The sequence below is a fragment of the Chryseobacterium flavum genome (genome assembly GCF_003385595.1).
GTDB classification, from domain to species: domain Bacteria; phylum Bacteroidota; class Bacteroidia; order Flavobacteriales; family Weeksellaceae; genus Chryseobacterium; species Chryseobacterium flavum.
Genome location: NZ_QNUE01000011.1, coordinates 116,569 through 133,511 on the forward strand (window position 1 = coordinate 116,569; position 16,943 = coordinate 133,511).

At 35.8% G+C, this 16,943-nt stretch carries 17 protein-coding genes; all 17 read left to right on the forward strand.

What is annotated here, in order from left to right; all coding sequences use genetic code 11:
- Nucleotides 1-4 precede the first annotated feature (4 nt).
- Nucleotides 5-1,168 (forward strand): methylmalonyl-CoA mutase family protein, encoded by a 1,164-nt coding sequence (locus DRF59_RS14290; protein ID WP_115961435.1) that lies wholly within the window; start codon nt 5-7, stop codon nt 1,166-1,168.
- A complete protein-coding gene (locus DRF59_RS14295; protein WP_115961437.1) occupies nt 1,168-1,608 on the forward strand; it encodes a DinB family protein in 441 nt (146 codons plus the stop codon). Before DRF59_RS14290 ends, DRF59_RS14295 begins: the two co-directional genes overlap by 1 nt.
- Nucleotides 1,609-1,746: 138 nt before the next feature.
- On the forward strand, nt 1,747-2,892 hold the full coding sequence (locus DRF59_RS14300; RefSeq protein WP_115961440.1) for a class I SAM-dependent methyltransferase: 1,146 nt from the start codon (nt 1,747-1,749) through the stop codon (nt 2,890-2,892).
- A gap of 136 nt (nt 2,893-3,028) precedes the next feature.
- Entirely contained in the window at nt 3,029-3,301 is a 273-nt protein-coding gene (locus DRF59_RS14305; RefSeq protein WP_115961443.1) for a hypothetical protein, read from the forward strand.
- Nucleotides 3,302-3,454: 153 nt separating this feature from the next.
- The gene (locus DRF59_RS14310; protein WP_115961446.1) at nt 3,455-4,834 is read left to right on the forward strand and encodes a dipeptidase; all 1,380 of its coding nucleotides are present in this window, start codon (nt 3,455-3,457) and stop codon (nt 4,832-4,834) included.
- Between the two features lie 215 nt (nt 4,835-5,049).
- Nucleotides 5,050-5,967 (forward strand): T9SS type A sorting domain-containing protein, encoded by a 918-nt coding sequence (locus DRF59_RS14315; RefSeq protein WP_115961449.1) that lies wholly within the window; start codon nt 5,050-5,052, stop codon nt 5,965-5,967.
- Between the two features lie 187 nt (nt 5,968-6,154).
- Nucleotides 6,155-7,042, forward strand: coding sequence for a T9SS-dependent choice-of-anchor J family protein (locus tag DRF59_RS14320; RefSeq protein ID WP_167456681.1), 888 nt, complete (start codon nt 6,155-6,157; stop codon nt 7,040-7,042).
- Between the two features lie 77 nt (nt 7,043-7,119).
- Nucleotides 7,120-7,827 carry an SDR family oxidoreductase gene (locus DRF59_RS14325; protein ID WP_115961455.1) on the forward strand — a complete coding sequence of 236 codons (708 nt, stop codon included), beginning with the start codon at nt 7,120-7,122 and terminating at the stop codon, nt 7,825-7,827.
- A gap of 191 nt (nt 7,828-8,018) precedes the next feature.
- A complete protein-coding gene (locus DRF59_RS14330; RefSeq protein ID WP_115961458.1) occupies nt 8,019-8,765 on the forward strand; it encodes an electron transfer flavoprotein subunit beta/FixA family protein in 747 nt (248 codons plus the stop codon).
- Between the two features lie 41 nt (nt 8,766-8,806).
- Nucleotides 8,807-9,754: an electron transfer flavoprotein subunit alpha/FixB family protein gene (locus DRF59_RS14335; RefSeq protein WP_115961461.1), complete on the forward strand. Its 948-nt coding sequence runs from the start codon at nt 8,807-8,809 to the stop codon at nt 9,752-9,754.
- A gap of 178 nt (nt 9,755-9,932) precedes the next feature.
- Nucleotides 9,933-10,532, forward strand: coding sequence for a bifunctional nuclease family protein (locus DRF59_RS14340; protein ID WP_115961464.1), 600 nt, complete (start codon nt 9,933-9,935; stop codon nt 10,530-10,532).
- Between the two features lie 22 nt (nt 10,533-10,554).
- Nucleotides 10,555-11,937 carry a nucleoside permease gene (locus DRF59_RS14345; protein ID WP_115961467.1) on the forward strand — a complete coding sequence of 461 codons (1,383 nt, stop codon included), beginning with the start codon at nt 10,555-10,557 and terminating at the stop codon, nt 11,935-11,937.
- A 291-nt stretch (nt 11,938-12,228) separates the two neighbouring features.
- Nucleotides 12,229-12,633, forward strand: a complete 405-nt coding sequence (locus tag DRF59_RS14350; RefSeq protein ID WP_115961470.1) for a hypothetical protein — start codon at nt 12,229-12,231, stop codon at nt 12,631-12,633.
- 1 nt (nt 12,634) lies between these two features.
- Nucleotides 12,635-13,048, forward strand: coding sequence for a hypothetical protein (locus DRF59_RS14355; protein ID WP_123873697.1), 414 nt, complete (start codon nt 12,635-12,637; stop codon nt 13,046-13,048).
- Between the two features lie 58 nt (nt 13,049-13,106).
- Entirely contained in the window at nt 13,107-14,285 is a 1,179-nt protein-coding gene (locus DRF59_RS14360; RefSeq protein ID WP_115961475.1) for a thiolase family protein, read from the forward strand.
- A 106-nt stretch (nt 14,286-14,391) separates the two neighbouring features.
- Nucleotides 14,392-15,882, forward strand: a complete 1,491-nt coding sequence (locus DRF59_RS14365) for an MFS transporter (RefSeq protein ID WP_115961478.1) — start codon at nt 14,392-14,394, stop codon at nt 15,880-15,882.
- Between the two features lie 132 nt (nt 15,883-16,014).
- A complete protein-coding gene (locus DRF59_RS14370; protein WP_115961481.1) occupies nt 16,015-16,941 on the forward strand; it encodes a mevalonate kinase family protein in 927 nt (308 codons plus the stop codon).
- Nucleotides 16,942-16,943: the final 2 nt, after the last annotated feature.

Here is a 16,943-nt window from a genome sequence, read left to right on the forward strand (position 1 = left end):
ACTAATGTCAAATACAGATACACTTTCAAACTGGGAAAATTTAGTCAAAAAGCAGCTTAAAACAGAAGATATTTATCCTGTTTTGGAGAAACAGAATCTGGAAGGAATAGAGGTGAAGCCTTTGTACACAGAAGTTCAGAAACCTTTGGTAAATCTGCCCAGAGTTGAAGAAAGTACCCATTTGGTAGCAAGATACCACGAAAGTCTGGAAGAAGAAGTATTTGCATTTATTCTGGATCATAATGTAGAAAACCTTGATCAGAAGACTCTTTTTGTAAACAATAAAGATCTTGCAGGTCATATCAGTCCTAAAGAAGAAGACCAGTATTTTTCGTTGATTGATGTATTTAATGAAAAGGAAGGAAATATTGATGATCAGCTGGCAAAAGAGTTATTGGCAAAAGATTTTAAAAGAAACATCTGTGTAGATATTTCATTACACCAGAACGCAGGAGCAGCAATATATCAGCAGCTTGGCATAGCTCTGGCAAAAACAAAGGAACTGGTAGAAGCATATGGTGCCGGAATTTTAAATAATTTGATTTTCAGGATAGCAGTAGGCGGAAATTATTTCTTTGAAATGGCAAAGCTCAGAGCATTTAAAATAGTTTTTAACCAACTTTCAAAAGAATACGGGCTGGATGAAGTTCCTTACATTTTTGCTGAAACTTCATTACGAAATAAGGCTCTCTCTGACAATGAAAACAACCTGATCCGCTCTACTCTGGAACTTGCTTCAGCAATGATCGGAGGAGCAGATGCCGTTTTCTCCAATAATTATCTTGTGGACAGAAGTACGGACAACTCTGAAGAAATCTCTTTCAAGCAGCAGATCGTTCTGGCCTACGAAAGTATTATCAATGTATTTGAAGATGCTTCCAACGGCAGTTATTATATTGAAGATATTACCCGTCAGTTTGCAGAAAAAGCATGGAATTTGTTCGTTGAAACAGAAGAGGCGGGAGGATATCTTGAGCTTTTAAAACAGGGAGTTATTCAGAAAAAGATTTATGATCACGCTGTCGAAGAACAGCAATGGATTGAAGAAGGGAAAATAAAACTTATCGGGGTTAATTTATACCCGAAACTGGATGTAAAAAAGTCTATTAAAGATCTTTATAACGAAAATGAGATAAAAGCTGTTCGTTGGGCTGAAATGTTTGAGTAATGAAAGAAAAACTGATAGATTTATTTGAATACACCTATCATTTCAATACTGAGATGATTAAAGTTATCTCTGAAAACAGCAAGCTTGTTAATGATAAAACAATCAGCCTCATTAATCATACCCTTAATGCACAGCAGATTTGGAATGCCAGGATACTTGGAGAAGTAACTTTTGAAGTCTGGCAGATCAATCCTTTTGAATCCCTTGAGAAAATTAACCATGGGAATTTTCTTAAGAGCATTGATATTATCAGTAATCTTGATCTGGATACAAAAATAGAATATCAAAATTCAAGAGGGACAAAATTTAAAAACAGCATTTTTGAAATGCTTTTTCATGCAGTCAATCATTCTACTTATCACAGAGGTCAAATCAATTTATTGCTTAAAGAGAATGGTATATCTCCGGTATTGACGGATTATATTTTTTATAAGAGATGATTTTTAATATAATAAGGCTGCGTTTCCACTCAGTAATAATTTTAGCTGTTAACAGCTTATTTTAGCAGTAATTTATAGAGATGCTATTCTGAATATATTTGATTACAGCATCGTATCATTTACAACCTTAAAAAATCTGTGGATACAATATTAAATAAAGAAATCCAGAATTACATCAATGCAAATCTGAATACGGATTTACACGCTCTGCTGCTGAAAAAATCTCCGTTTCCGGAAGTTTCCATGCAGGAAATTGTACAGCAGATCAAAGGAAAGCAGGTTGCAGGGAGAAAATTTCCTTTTCTCTTAAAAGAAGGCATCCTTTTTCCGCCACAGCTTAACCTGGAACAATCATCATCAGAAAAAACTGCCCTTTATAAATCCGGGATTTTAAAAGGGAATACATTTATTGATCTTACAAGCGGTTTTGGTGTTGATGCCTACTATCTTTCTCAAAACTTTAAGAGTATCACTTTAGTAGAGCAGGACACCACACTTTTGGAACTTGTTGAACATAATTGGAAAATCTTAAACCGTCAGGCGAGGTTTATCAATCTTAAACTTGAAGATTTTTTGAATGAAACTCAGGAATATTTTGACTTGATTTACCTTGATCCGGCCAGAAGAGATCAGCAAAAAAATAAAGTATTCCTTTTGGAAGATTTGTCTCCTGATATTCTTGAAATTCAGGAGAAGCTGCGGGCTATATCGGGCCAGGTTGTTATCAAGCTTTCCCCGCTCATTGATTTAAAATATCTTGTTTCAGTATTGCCGGGTATTTCAAGAATTGATATTATCGCTTTGAAAAATGATGTAAAGGAAGTTATTGTCTTTTTATCCGATGAAAATACAGATAAGGTTATCTGCAACTGTGTAAACCTTGATAGTGGAGAACCGGCTTTTACATTTAAATTTGGGGAAGAGGAAACTGCCCGATCTGAATATTCAGAACCTGAAAAATACATTTATATCCCCAATAATGCTATTTTGAAAGCAGGAACTTTTAATTTGATTTCACAGAAATTCGGATTGAAAAAACTGCATCCTAACAGTCATCTATATACTTTGAACAAAGAAGATAAAAATTTTCCCGGTAGGGTTTTAGAGATGGAAATGATTGATTCTAAAGGTATTAAGAAGAAAGAGCAATATAATATTATTTCAAAAAATTATCCATTAAAACCTGAAGAAATTAAAAAGAAATATGCCCTCAAAGACGGTGGAAATGATTACCTTATTTTTACACAATCCAAAAAAGGCAAAATAATTTTAAAATCAGTCTAAAAATGTTGCCGAAAAAAGCAGGATTTCTTAATTTTGGGCAATCAAAAAATTAAGCATGAAATCGCTCGTTGTTTAGAAAATTAAAAGAGACTAAGTATTTGCGATTCCATAGGATCTATAAAAAATAAATTTACATATGAAAAAATTAGTTATATGTTTAGCGATTGCAACTGTTGCTGTAAGCTGTAAAAAAGTTCCGCAAGGAGGAAACAGAGGTACTTTGAAACTTGAAGAAGGAGTAGAAAGATATTCTGATGACCCTCAGGGAGGAGCTCACGGACATGAAGCTGCTACAGCAGAGCATAAAGAAGAGGCTCCGGCAAAAGCGGAAGCAGCAGCTCCTGAAACAGACAGTACGGCAGCTGCAAAACCTGCTGAAGCTGAAAAGGCTCCAAAAGCTGAACACTAATTAGAAGTCAAAATATATAATGCCCTGTTTCTGCAGGGCATTTTTCGTTTAAAAAGTGACTTGACGAATGATGGCAGTAACGTAAGAAAATCCTGTGTTTTTGCTTGGTTCTGAGAGGCATTTTTTTTAATTTTAGCAAAATAAATTTTTACAATGCAAGAGACATTAAATTACATTAACGAAAACAAACAGCGTTTCGTGGATGAATTATTTGAGTTATTGAGAATTCCTTCCATTTCTGCAGATCCGGCTTATAAGGACGATGTATTAAAGTGTGCGGATGTATGTGCGGAACACCTAAGAAATGCAGGAGCAGATCACGTTGAAATATGCCAGACAAAAGGCTATCCTATTGTTTTTGGCGAAAAAATAATAGATACTAATCTGCCAACAGTATTGGTATACGGGCATTATGATGTACAGCCTGCAGATCCGCTTGAGTTGTGGAAAAAACCTCCTTTTGAGCCATATATTGAAAAAACAGAACTTCATCCGGATGGTGCTGTTTTTGCAAGAGGAGCAGCAGATGATAAAGGACAATTCTTTATGCACCTGAAAGCATTTGAAGCGATGATGAAGACCAATACGCTTCCTTGTAATGTGAAATTTATTTTGGAGGGTGAAGAAGAAGTAGGATCAGTAAGCCTGGGAGACTTTGTTAATGAAAATAAAGAGAAACTGGCTTGTGACTGTATACTTATTTCGGATACCCATATTTATAGTAATGAGCAGCCTACTGTTACTACAGGCCTTAGAGGATTGAGTTATGTAGAAGTAGAAGTGGAAGGTCCAAACAGGGATCTGCATTCAGGACTTTATGGTGGAGCTGTACCGAATCCTATTCACGTACTTTCCAGAATGATTGCTAAGCTTATTGATGAAGATGGGCATATTACCATTGATGGTTTCTACGATAATGTTGAAATCGTATCAGATGCTGACAGAACGGAAATGAATAAGCTGAAAGACAATCCTGAAGAATTTAAAAAGTCAATCGGATTAAGCAATATTGAGGGGGAGCAAGGATATACAACCCTTGAAAGGGCGTCTATTCGTCCTACACTGGATTGTAATGGTATCTGGGGAGGATACACAGGAGAAGGAGCTAAAACGGTAATCCCTTCAAAAGCCTTTGCTAAAATTTCAATGCGTCTGGTTCCTTATCAGACACCGGAAGAAATTACTGAGAAATTCACTAAATATTTTGAAAAAATAGCGCCGGACACGGTAAAAGTTAAAGTAACCCCTCATCACGGTGGAATGCCTTATGTTCTTCAAAGTGATACAAAAGAGTTCCTCGCTGCCAAGAAAGCTATGGAAACAGCATTTGGTAAAGAGGTATTACCTTACAGAAGCGGAGGAAGTATTCCAATTACAGCTATGTTTGAGAAGGTTTTAGGAGCAAAATCCGTATTAATGGGCTTTGGACTTGATTCTGATGCGATACATTCTCCAAACGAGCACTATGGATTGTTTAATTTCTATAAAGGAATTGAAAGTATTCCGTTATTTTTTGAAAACTATTCGAAATAATTAAATCAGATTTTATATTACAAATAATGCGCTTTCTAAAAGCGCATTATTTTTTTATGATGAATTTATGATTTGATTCATTCGATTTAAAAAATAATAGTCGAGGGTATGAAAATTAAAATCCTTGATAATAAATAGTTTATTTTTTTATTTATTAATTCATATTTTAATTTTCGTGGAAAGTTTATATTTTTATTACAAAAACTTGACTTACCATGAAAAAATATTACTCCATTGCACTTTCTTTTTTTTCAGTGTTTTCATTAGCTCAGGAAATGATCTCTTTTGAGTCTGCCGAAGGATTTGTAACAGGCAGCATCCACGGCCAGGGCAATTGGATCAGTACTCCTACAGGGGGAACGCCTGCTCATGTTACTCACCAGGTCATAAGCTCAGATAATGCCAGCAATGGAAATACTTCACTAAAAATTGTCAGGGAAAATGTTTTCGGGACACAACCGGAATCTGTAATAGGAGGATTTTATAATGTATCAGCGCCGCTTTCTGTTACTGATTTCTCAGTATCCTTTGATATTCATATGTCGCAGCTCAATGGTTCTGTTTTTGGATTCCAGGGCGTAAATAATACAGCCGAGCAGATGGTTGTCCGGATTGACTTTGACAAAACCGGAATTATCAAGATTTTAAACAGGTTATCAGGTTCTTTAGAATTGGTCTCTACTCCGGCTGTCTGGGCTCCGGATACATGGTACAGGTTTAAAATAGTTGGTACCGCTGCAATTGTCAGATACTATATGAATGATATTCTTATTTACACAGGAATTGCGGTCAGCTCTTTTGATATAGATCAGCTTCGTTTTGTACATGATAACGACTTGGGAACAGCTTATATTGATCACATTAAAATTAACAGTGAAACGGTAATGTCAGTGAAAGAAACAATTCAGGATCAAAATAAGGCACTGGTTTATCCAAATCCTGCCCGGGATTATCTGAAAATAAACGTATTACATAAAATAGATCTTGTAGAAATGTATGATGCTTCCGGTAAGAAAACGGAGACGGTCATAAATGGGAACAATATTGATGTAAGAGGCTTAAATAAGGGATTATATATGATTCATATTAAATCAGGAAATAAGAGCTTCACAGAAAAATTTATTAAAGAATAGATGTGTATTTTTTATATTAAATTTTATTGTTATTAGAATATATTTAATATTGTTTTCTTTCCAAAATAAAGAGTTTATTTTCTGGTTTAATTTGTGAAATATTATATAATTGCCTGTTTTTCTTGTGATTAAGTTTGTTTTTTTGATTTAAAGTATATATATTTACTTGAACTAAAAAATGATAATCATGAAGAAATATTTACTATTAAGCGCTTTTTTAGGTTTATATTCTTTAAGTGCGCAAACTACAATTTTTGAAGACAGTTTTGAAACGTATACTAATTTTGCAATTAGTGGTGTGGGAAATTGGACCCTGACAGATGTTGATCTGAAAACCACATACGGTTTTACAGGAATTTCTTTTTTAAACTCAGGAGTAGCAAAATCATTCCAGGTTTTCAATTCAACGGCAACAACCCCTCCGATGACTTCTACGGCAACATCAAACTGGACTGCCAAAACAGGTTCTAAAATGATGGTTGCTTTTGCTTCTACCGCTCTTCCCTGGAATAATGACTGGATGATCTCACCACAGATACAACTTGGATCTTCAGGAAATGTGCTTACTTTTTGGGCTAAGTCCTGTGATTCTACCTATGGAAATGAAAAATTTAAAGTCCTGGTGTCTACAACCAGTACGGCAACAGGGAGTTTTACTTTAGTCAGCGCCAATCCGGTATCTTCACCTGCAGATTCGGCATGGCATCAATATACTTATAATCTGGATGCATACAGCGGACAAAATGTTTATATTGCCATTCAGTGTACTTCCCAGGATCAATTCGGATTTGCCGTTGACGATTTTAAAGTGACAACAACGGGAACACTGGCTACTTCTGAAGTTTCGAAGAAGGCTTCTGTAGTTGTCGTTTATCCTAATCCTGTGTCGGATATTCTTATGATCAACTCTAAAGAAAAAATAAGTAATGTAGAGATTTTTGATATCAGTGGAAGAAAAATCAATGTTGCCCTGGATAACGAAAAAATAGATGTAAAGAATCTTAATCCGGGAAGTTATATCATTAATATTGAAACCAAAGAGGGGAAAATAACTGAGAAGTTTATAAAAAAATAACACCTGATAAATCTTAGTATCACTATAGCGCTCCAATTGGAGCGTTTTTGTTATTTTAGGGAATTAAATTTTATGTTATGTCTGGAAATAAAACAGCCTATATAACGGGAGGAACAAAAGGAATAGGATTTGGAATTGCTAAAATATTGCTTGAAAATGGCATATCAGTGGCATTTTCGGGAAGAAAAAGAGACGATGTAATAAGAGCCGAAGAAGATCTTAAACAGTACTCTGAAAACGTACTTGGGATTGTTTCTGATGTAAGAAGTCTTGAAAGTGAACAGGAAGCTGTACAATATGCTTTGAGGAAATTTGGAAGACTGGATTATGTTATAGCCAATGCAGGACTGGGTATTTTTAAACCCGTGGATGAGCTGACAGCTGAAGAATGGAATGATATGATAGAAACAAATCTTACGGGAGTTTTTTATACGCTGAAGGCGTCCGTGGAAGAGCTGAAAAAGACAGAAGGATACTATATTACCATTTCAAGTCTGGCCGGAGCCAATTTCTTTGAAAACGGAACAGGATATAATGCCTCAAAATTTGGAGTAGTAGGATTTACCCAGGCAGCAATGATTGACTTAAGAAAATATAACATCAAATCTACTGTGATTATGCCGGGATCAGTGGCTACCCATTTTAACGGAAATATTCCATCAGAGAAAGACAGCTGGAAGATTCAACCTGAAGATATGGGAAACCTGGTATTGGATATTTTAAAGATGAATCCCCGTGTTCTACCCAGTAAAATAGAGTTTAGGGCAACACAACCAGCCAAATAAATACATTTAATGTATTGAATAATAATTTAATAAGTATTATGCATGCATAATATATTTTTTATTTATATTAGCAAAAATTAATTCAAACAAAATCTTGTCTCGACTGTTACTGATTTTGTGAGAAAGGAAAATAAAATAGTACATGAAACCTTAAGGTTACATTAGGACCCATAAAAAATTAAGAACAACATATGAAAATATTAGTTTGTATTAGTAGTGTTCCGGATACTACTTCCAAAATTAACTTTACAGCAGATAAATCTGCTTTCGACAAAAACGGAATTCAGTGGGTAATTAACCCTTTAGATGAATTTGCGTTGACAAAAGCGATTAAACTTCAGGAATCTCAGGGAGCCACTGTAACAGTAATTAATGTAGGGGATGCTGCTACGGAGCCGGTAATCAGAAAAGCTCTGGCTATCGGTGCAAATGATGCCGTAAGAGTGAACCTTGATCCGAAAGACAGTTATTCAACAGCGAAAGAAATTGCTGCTGTAGCCCAAAACGGGGGATATGACCTTATTCTTTGTGGTAAAGAATCTATCGATTATAACGGAGGTTCTGTTCCGGGAATGGTTGCCCAGTTATTAAACCAGCCCTTTGTTAATGCATCTGTAGGATTGGATGTAAACGGAAGCGAAGCTACTGCTGTAAGAGAAATTGAAGGAGGTAAGGAAACTATTTCTGTAAAATTACCGGCAGTTATTGCAGGTCAGAAAGGATTAGTGGATGAAAAAGACCTTATCATTCCGAACATGAGAGGAATTATGTCAGCAAGAACAAAGCCACTACAGGTTGTGGAGCCTGCTTCTTCTGAAGTGAAAGTTCAGGGTGTTTCTTATGACAGTGTTCCGCCAAGAGCTGCTGTGAAAATGGTTTCTCCTGATAATCTGGATGAGTTGGTAAGATTACTTCACGAAGAAGCTAAAGTAATCTAATCTTTAAATTTTTCAATCTTTAAATTTTTAAATGTAAAACAATGGCAGTATTCGTATACGCAGAAAATATAAACGGAGTTTACAAAAAAGCAGCTTTTGAAGCAGTTTCTTACGCTAAAGCTGTTGCTGATAAAGCGGGAGATACCGTTACGGCAATTACTGTAAACCCTACTGATTCTTCAGATTTATTATACAAATATGGAGCATCAAATGTTATCAATATCAAAGACGAAGGTCTTAAGAATTTTTCAGCAAAAGCATTTGCACAGGCTGTAAGTGAAGTGGCTGACGGAAACATTATTGTTTTTCCACATACAACTGATGCCTCTTCTGTAGCTCCGATGCTGGCGGTAATGAAGAATTATTCTTTAATTACGAACGCTTTGGAAGCTCCTGAAAGCCTTTCTCCATTCCAGGTAAAAAGAAAAGCATTCTCTGGAAAAGGATTTATGCATGCAAAAGCCGAAGGAAACGGAGTAATTGTTACTGTTTCTCAAAACGCATTCGGTGTTAAAGAAAATGCAGTGTCAGGATCAGAAGAAGTTAAAAACCTTTCAGTAGCGAATGAAGATACTAAAGTGATCTCTCATGAACAAAGCTCAGGTAAACTGGATCTTAAAGAAGCAGAAGTGGTAGTTTCTGCAGGTAGAGGAATGAAAGGACCTGAAAACTGGGGAATGATAGAAGATCTTGCTAACGTTTTGGGAGCTGCTACAGCATGTTCCAAGCCGGTTTCTGATATCGGATGGAGACCTCATACAGAACACGTAGGACAGACAGGAAAGGCGATTTCTCCAAACCTTTATATTGCAGTAGGGATTTCCGGAGCTATTCAGCACCTGGCGGGGGTAAACTCTTCAAAAACTATTGTTGTAATCAATAATGATGCTGAAGCACCATTCTTCAAGTCTGCAGATTACGGAGTAGTAGGAGATGCTTTCCAGATCATTCCAGCTTTAACTGAAAAAATTAAAGCATTAAAAGGATAAAAATGAACAGTGAATAGCTAATTGATTTGCGTATCAGTTTTTTAAATATTACCCGCAAAGAAGATTTACTATTGACTATTAATCATACACAAAAAATCATAAAAGCTCGGCTTTCCGGGCTTTTATTTTTGCGTAAAAAAGTGAAAACACAATAAAAAATTAATCTATATTTGTAGCTATGGATTATAAGCAGCTAATTATTCGCGGAATATCATACAGCCAAACCCAGTCGGGGGCGTATGCATTGTTATTGGAGCATGAAGAAACACACATAAAATTACCTGTTGTCATAGGAAATTTCGAAGCTCAGTCTATCTCTCTCGGATTGGAGAAAGACATTCATCCACCGCGTCCTCTTACTCATGATTTATTCACAAAATTTATAGTTTCTGCCAATTATGAATTGGTTTCAGTGATCATTTACCAGATTGTAGATGGCGTTTTCTTTTCAAATATCAACTTTAAAAATAAAGTTACTGAAGAAGAATTAATTCTTGACGCAAGAACATCTGATGCCGTTGCGATGGCTGTAAGATTTGATGCTCCTATTTTTACTACTCAGCAGGTCTTAAACGAAGCTGGAATTTTATTGGAGCTGGAAGATGTTTCAAAAGAAGAGCAGTCTTTCTCAGAAACTGTACAAAACGAAGATACCCTAAAATCTCTTTCTATGGAAGAGCTTCAGAAATTATTGGATGAAGCTGTGAAGGAAGAAGATTATGATACTGCCCTTGAAATCCAGGAAGAAATCAAGAGGAGGAAAAAGAAAATTGACTAAAGAGATACTTTTTATATAAACTATGAATTTAAAATTACGACTGACCATCCTCAGTTTTCTCCAGTTTTTTGTTTGGGGAGCATGGCTGATTACGATGGCTAACTTCTGGTTTGGTACAAAACATTGGGAAGGAACACAATTTGGGGCTGTTTTCGGAACAATGGGGATTGCATCCATTTTTATGCCGACCATTACAGGGATTATTGCTGACCGCTGGGTAAATGCCGAACGTATTTTCTCTGTCTTACATATCCTTTATGGGGCTATTCTTTTCATATTGCCGCATTCTGCAGACCCGAATTCTTTCTTTACGGTGATGCTTGTTGCCATGTGCTTTTATATGCCTACTATTGCTCTTGCAAACTCTATTTCCTACACTATTTTAAAGAATAATAACTTAGATGTGGTAAAAGATTTTCCACCCATCAGAGTGTGGGGAACTATTGGCTTCATTGTTGCCATGTGGATTACCAATCTAACCGGAAATAAAGCAACGGAAGGACAATTTTACATCGGAGGAGCTGTAGCTATATTTTTGGGAATCTATGCCCTTACCTTGCCAAAATGTCCGCCGCAGAAATTAATAGATAAAGATGCTCCATTATCCGAGCAGTTAGGGCTTAATGCATTCAAACTTTTTGGAAATTATAAAATGGCATTGTTCTTTTTATTTTCAATGTTACTGGGAGCTGCACTTCAATTGACCAATGCTTACGGAGATGTCTTTTTAAGTGAATTTGCCCATTTCCCGAAATATGCAGATTCATTTGTAGTGCAGAGATCAACCATTATTATGTCAATTTCACAGGTATCTGAAACCTTGTTTATTTTGGCGATTCCATTCTTCCTGAAAAAGTTTGGGATTAAAAAAGTAATGCTGATGTCTATGCTGGCCTGGGTGTTAAGATTTGGGTTCTTTGCATATGGGGTTCCTGACGGTTTTGGATTATCATTGATTATTCTTTCCTGTATCGTATATGGTATGGCGTTTGATTTTTTCAATATTTCAGGATCTCTTTTCGTAGAAACTACAACAGATAAAAAGATACGGTCTTCTGCCCAGGGATTATTTATGATGATGACCAATGGTTTCGGAGCTGTTTTCGGAAGTTATATAGCGGGTTGGGCGATCGATAAATTTTTCACCCATAAATTTACTACTGTTTCAGAGCTTTCTGCCTATTTAGATACAACAGCAGATAATCCTACCTTTCTGGAAATTTTAAAAAACAGTTTCAATGCAGCAGTAAATTCTGACGGAACCCTTTCGTCAGTCGTAATGGTAAAAGACTGGCATCAGATATGGCTTTCTTTCGCTATTTATGCATTGGTACTGGCTGTATTCTTTGCGGTTCTTTTCAGGCATAAACATAAGCCGGAAGATGTATCTTCAATAAATCATTAAATTAATTACCAATAAGATATGAAATTGCACTTTTGTTAAGAAAGTGCAATTTTTATTTTATGGCAAGATAATTATCAGAATGGCTTATTCAGCAAAAATTGGTAACGAAAACGCTGTGGAATACCAACGGGTTTATTTTTAATTAATTAATTTAAAAGGTTATTTATTAATAAATTGTTAAATTTTATAACTTTTCTTTGAGACTAATGAGTGTTAGGTTGTTAATTAATTTGTTTTGAAACAGAAACGTTAAAAATGTGTTTTTTTTTGTATTTTGGCACTTTATTAAATATGAAAAATATTCAGTTATTAGGATTATTATTAGTGGTTACAGGCAGTTTTTTGCCTTTGGTACATGTGCCTGTTATCGGAAACTGGAACTATTGGAAGCTTGATCATTATTTAGCTATTGCATGCTGGATTTTTGCTGCATGTGCAGTCTTTGGAATTGTAAATAACAGTATCAGGATTGTAAGGTTTTTCGGGGTACTTCTTATCCTGTTGTTTATTTTTACATTAATAGCTGTAAAAATGCAGTCTTTAGAATATTTCAGCTTTTTACCCTTTAAATCCTGGAGAGAGGCTTTTGCTGGAGTAGTGAAGTTAAAATGGGGTTGGGCCGTGGAATTTTTAGGTGCTTTTCTTATGGTTTTTGCCGGAAATAATAAAAAAGTTAATAAAAGGACACAAATATAAAATGAATTTGTTTAAAGTATTTTCGACTGGAATATTGTTGCTGGCTGCTTCACAGATACAGTCACAGCAGAAGACAGAACAAAAAAAAGTGGATAATCCTGTTAAATGTACCAATATTAAAGAAGGAAAGTTTTTACGGCTTAACTATCCACAATCAATTTGGTATATGACTGTTAAAGATAATATTCAGACTGAATATTTTAATGGAGGAAAAGATTATATAAAATCTACATTGGTTTTTGTGGATGATTGTAATTATAAAGCAATTGTCATGGAGAAATCAGATAAAAATGATCCCGCACAGATAGGAGATGTTTTCAACAATAAAATCATTGCGACTCAGGATAACCTGATCAAAGTCAATATGAAAATTGAAAATTCCCAATTTGACGTGATATATGTTAAAGAAAAATAACTTATAAATTATAAAATGGAACAATAGTTCCTTTTAGCTAAAAATAAAAATTATATACATGAAAGAAGTATTCATTGTTTCTGCAGTAAGAACCCCTATGGGAAGCTTTATGGGAAGCTTATCAACAGTTCCGGCTACAAAATTGGGAGCTGCTGCAGTAAAAGGAGCATTAGATAAAATAGGTCTTGATCCTAAAAATGTACAGGAAATCTATATGGGAAATGTGCTGCAGGCAGGAGAAGGACAGGCACCGGCACGTCAGGTAGCTTTAGGAGCAGGACTTTCAATTAATACACCTTCTACTACAGTAAATAAGGTTTGTGCTTCAGGAATGAAAGCTGTAACAATGGCTGCACAGGCTATTAAAGCAGGAGATGCAGAAGTGATCGTAGCCGGAGGTATGGAAAATATGTCTCTGGTTCCTCATTATTATAATGCAAGAGTTGCAACAAAGCTAGGCGATATTAAAATGCAGGACGGTATGGTACTGGATGGTCTTACAGACGTTTACAACAAAGTGCATATGGGAGTATGTGCAGAAAAATGTGCTGCAGATTATGGTATTACAAGAGAAGATCAGGATAACTTTGCGGTAGAATCCTATAAAAGATCTGCTAAAGCGTGGAGTGAAGGGAAATTCAATGATGAAATAATACCTGTTTCAATTCCTCAGAGAAAAGGAGAACCTGTGGTCTTTGCTGAGGATGAAGAATATAAAGCGGTAAATTTTGACAGAATATCAACTCTTCCTACCGTATTCAAAAAAGAAGATGGGACAGTTACAGCAGCAAATGCTTCTACATTAAATGATGGAGCTTCAGCCCTTATCCTTGTTTCCAAAGAAAAAATGGAAGAACTGGGACTTAAGCCTCTGGCAAGAATTGTTTCATATGCTGATGCAGCTCAGGAGCCTGAAAACTTTACAACTGCACCTGCCAAAGCATTACCTATTGCTCTTAAAAAAGCAGGATTAGAGATTTCGGATATCGATTTCTTTGAATTTAATGAAGCATTTTCGGTAGTAGGACTTGCCAACAATAAGATTTTAGGGTTAGATGCATCTAAAGTAAATGTTAACGGAGGTGCTGTTGCCCTTGGACATCCACTGGGAAGCTCAGGTTCAAGAATTATTGTTACATTGATCAATGTATTGAAGCAAAATAATGCGAAATACGGTGCTGCAGCGATCTGCAACGGTGGTGGAGGAGCTTCTGCTATCGTGATTGAAAATATATAATATTCTGTTTAAGAATATATTGCCATTAAGGAATGGATAATTTTTTTAAAAACTTATTCATTTCTTAATGGTTTTTTTATTTTTGTGCTACTAATATTTATTTGAAATGTCTGAAACTGAGAACCGACAGCCTAAAAACATAAAAAATAATCCGAAGATTATGAAAGCCTGGGCTGTATATGACTGGGCAAATTCTGTATACTCCTTGGTCATTACCTCTACCATTTTTCCTATTTACTATTCCATCCTTACCACAGCGTATGAGAAAAAGGAATATGTATCGGAAACTAAAACATGGATTGATGTTCCGGTAAGGCATATGATCAGAGTCTTCGGAGAAGAATATCAACCGGATGCAGTATACGGATATTCATTAACGATATCATTCTTTATTGTTGTACTGCTTTCACCGTTTTTATCCTCTCTGGCGGATACTATTGGAAATAAAAAATCATTCCTGCAGTTCTTCTGCTATCTTGGAGCTACTTCTTGTATGGGGCTGGCTATGTTTACAGGGATGCACAACGTGTTTCTCGGTCTTCTTTTCAGTATAACGGCCAGTGTGGGATTCTGGGGGAGTCTGGTGTTTTATAATTCCTTCCTTCCGGATATTGCGACGCCTGATAAGCAGGATGCGCTTTCTGCAAGGGGATATGTATACGGATATATTGGTTCAGTAGTTTTGGTGGTGATCTGTCTGGTATTGATCCAGGTTTTTGCTAAAGGAGCTGCACAACAGTTGTTGTTTACCAGGATCAGTTTCCTGCTGACCGGAGCATGGTGGTTTGGTTTTTCTCAATATACATTTAAACATCTTCCTCAGTTTGGAGATGTAAAAGACAAACTTCCTAAAGACCTGGTATTACTGAACTATAAAAATATCTTTAAAAAGCATGAAGAACAGGGAGGCTTCTTTGAAGTACTGAAAGACAATATGAGTTTCTATAAAGATATTGCCAAAGAAAGTTTCCATGAGCTGTTTAAAGTGGGGGGAGTGCTTTTCAAAGATAAAAACCTGAAGTTCTTTTTGTCAAGCTTCTTTTTTTACAGTGTCGGAATGCAGACCATTTTCCTTATGGCAACCTTATTTGGGAAAAGTGAGATCAATCTGGCTCAGGATAAATTAATTGCTACACTCCTGGTAATCCAGATTGAAGCCATTATCGGGGCCGTGATTTTTTCAAGGCTATCAAAAAGAATCGGAAATAAAAATGTAATTTCGATAGCAATTGTTCTGTGGATCGTAGCTTGTCTTTGGGCATATTTCTTAAATAAGGAAAACCCAACGGTAGAGTATCAGTTTTATGGTGTTGCTGCCGTGGTAGGTTTGGTAATGGGAGGACTTCAGGCTATGTCGAGATCTACCTACTCAAAACTACTTCCTGAAGATTCAATGGAGAATACAACATATTTCAGTTTTTATGACGTACTGGAAAAGATTGCGATTATCATCGGAACATTTATTTTTGCCACATTGATAGAGCATTTTAATAATATGCGTATCGCAGCCCTCTCGATGACTATATTCTTTGGCGCGGGACTGATATTAATCCGGTTTTTAAAGGTTAAAATGAGAAAACAGAGAGATACCCTATAAATATAAAATGGCACTATTTTAGTGCCATTTCTGTTATTATAACTTTTGCTGAAAAATAATAATAATTCGGTCTGAGTTTTGCTTATATTCAGCAGAATAATTTTTAACTTTGCAAAAAGATTTATTGTCAAAATGACCAACCCTCTATTTTATGCAAAAATAATTCTGTTTGGAGAATATGGAATGATTGAAGATTCCCAGGGGCTTGTTGTACCATACAGCTTCTATAAAGGGACTTTAAAATTTTCAGATTTAAGTTCGGATTTTGAGCTTAATTCAAACAGGCATCTGCAGAAATATGCTGATTTTCTGACAGCACTTGATCTTTCTGATGATTTTAAACTGGACATTGAAAGCTTTAAAGCAGATATTTCAAAAGGACTTTTCTTTGATTCCAATATTCCACAGGGGTATGGAGTGGGAAGTTCAGGCGCTTTGGTAGCTGCAATTTTTGAAAAATATTCAATCAGTAAACTGAATCCAGAGAATATTTCCAAGGAGAATTTAAAAAAGCTAAAGGCTGTTTTTGGTGAAATGGAAAGCTATTTCCATGGAAAAAGTTCAGGAATGGATCCATTGATCTGTTATATGAATCTTCCGATTCTTATTGAAAATAAAGAAAACCTGGACAGGGTAGCAATCCCGGACGGAGAAGAAGGAAAAGGAGCAATCTTCCTGATTGATTCCGGAATTACGGGAGAAACCGGGCCTATGATACAGATTTTCTTTGAAAAAATGAAGACAGAAGGTTTCCGCAAAACCCTGAAAGAAGAATTTATCCGGTATAATAACGCATGTATAGATGCATTCCTGAAAAAAGATATGAATCCCTTCTTCAGAAACCTTAAAAAACTTTCCCACTGGGCTTACGAACATTTCCGTCCGATGATTCCCGAAAGTATTTTTAAGATCTGGAAAAAAGGACTGGATTCCAATGCTTACTACCTTAAACTTTGCGGAAGCGGAGGAGGTGGATATATCTTAGGATTTACCAAAGATTATGAAAAGGCAGAGAAAATGCTTGAAGGCTTCCAAAAAGAGGTGATTTACAGATTTTAAAC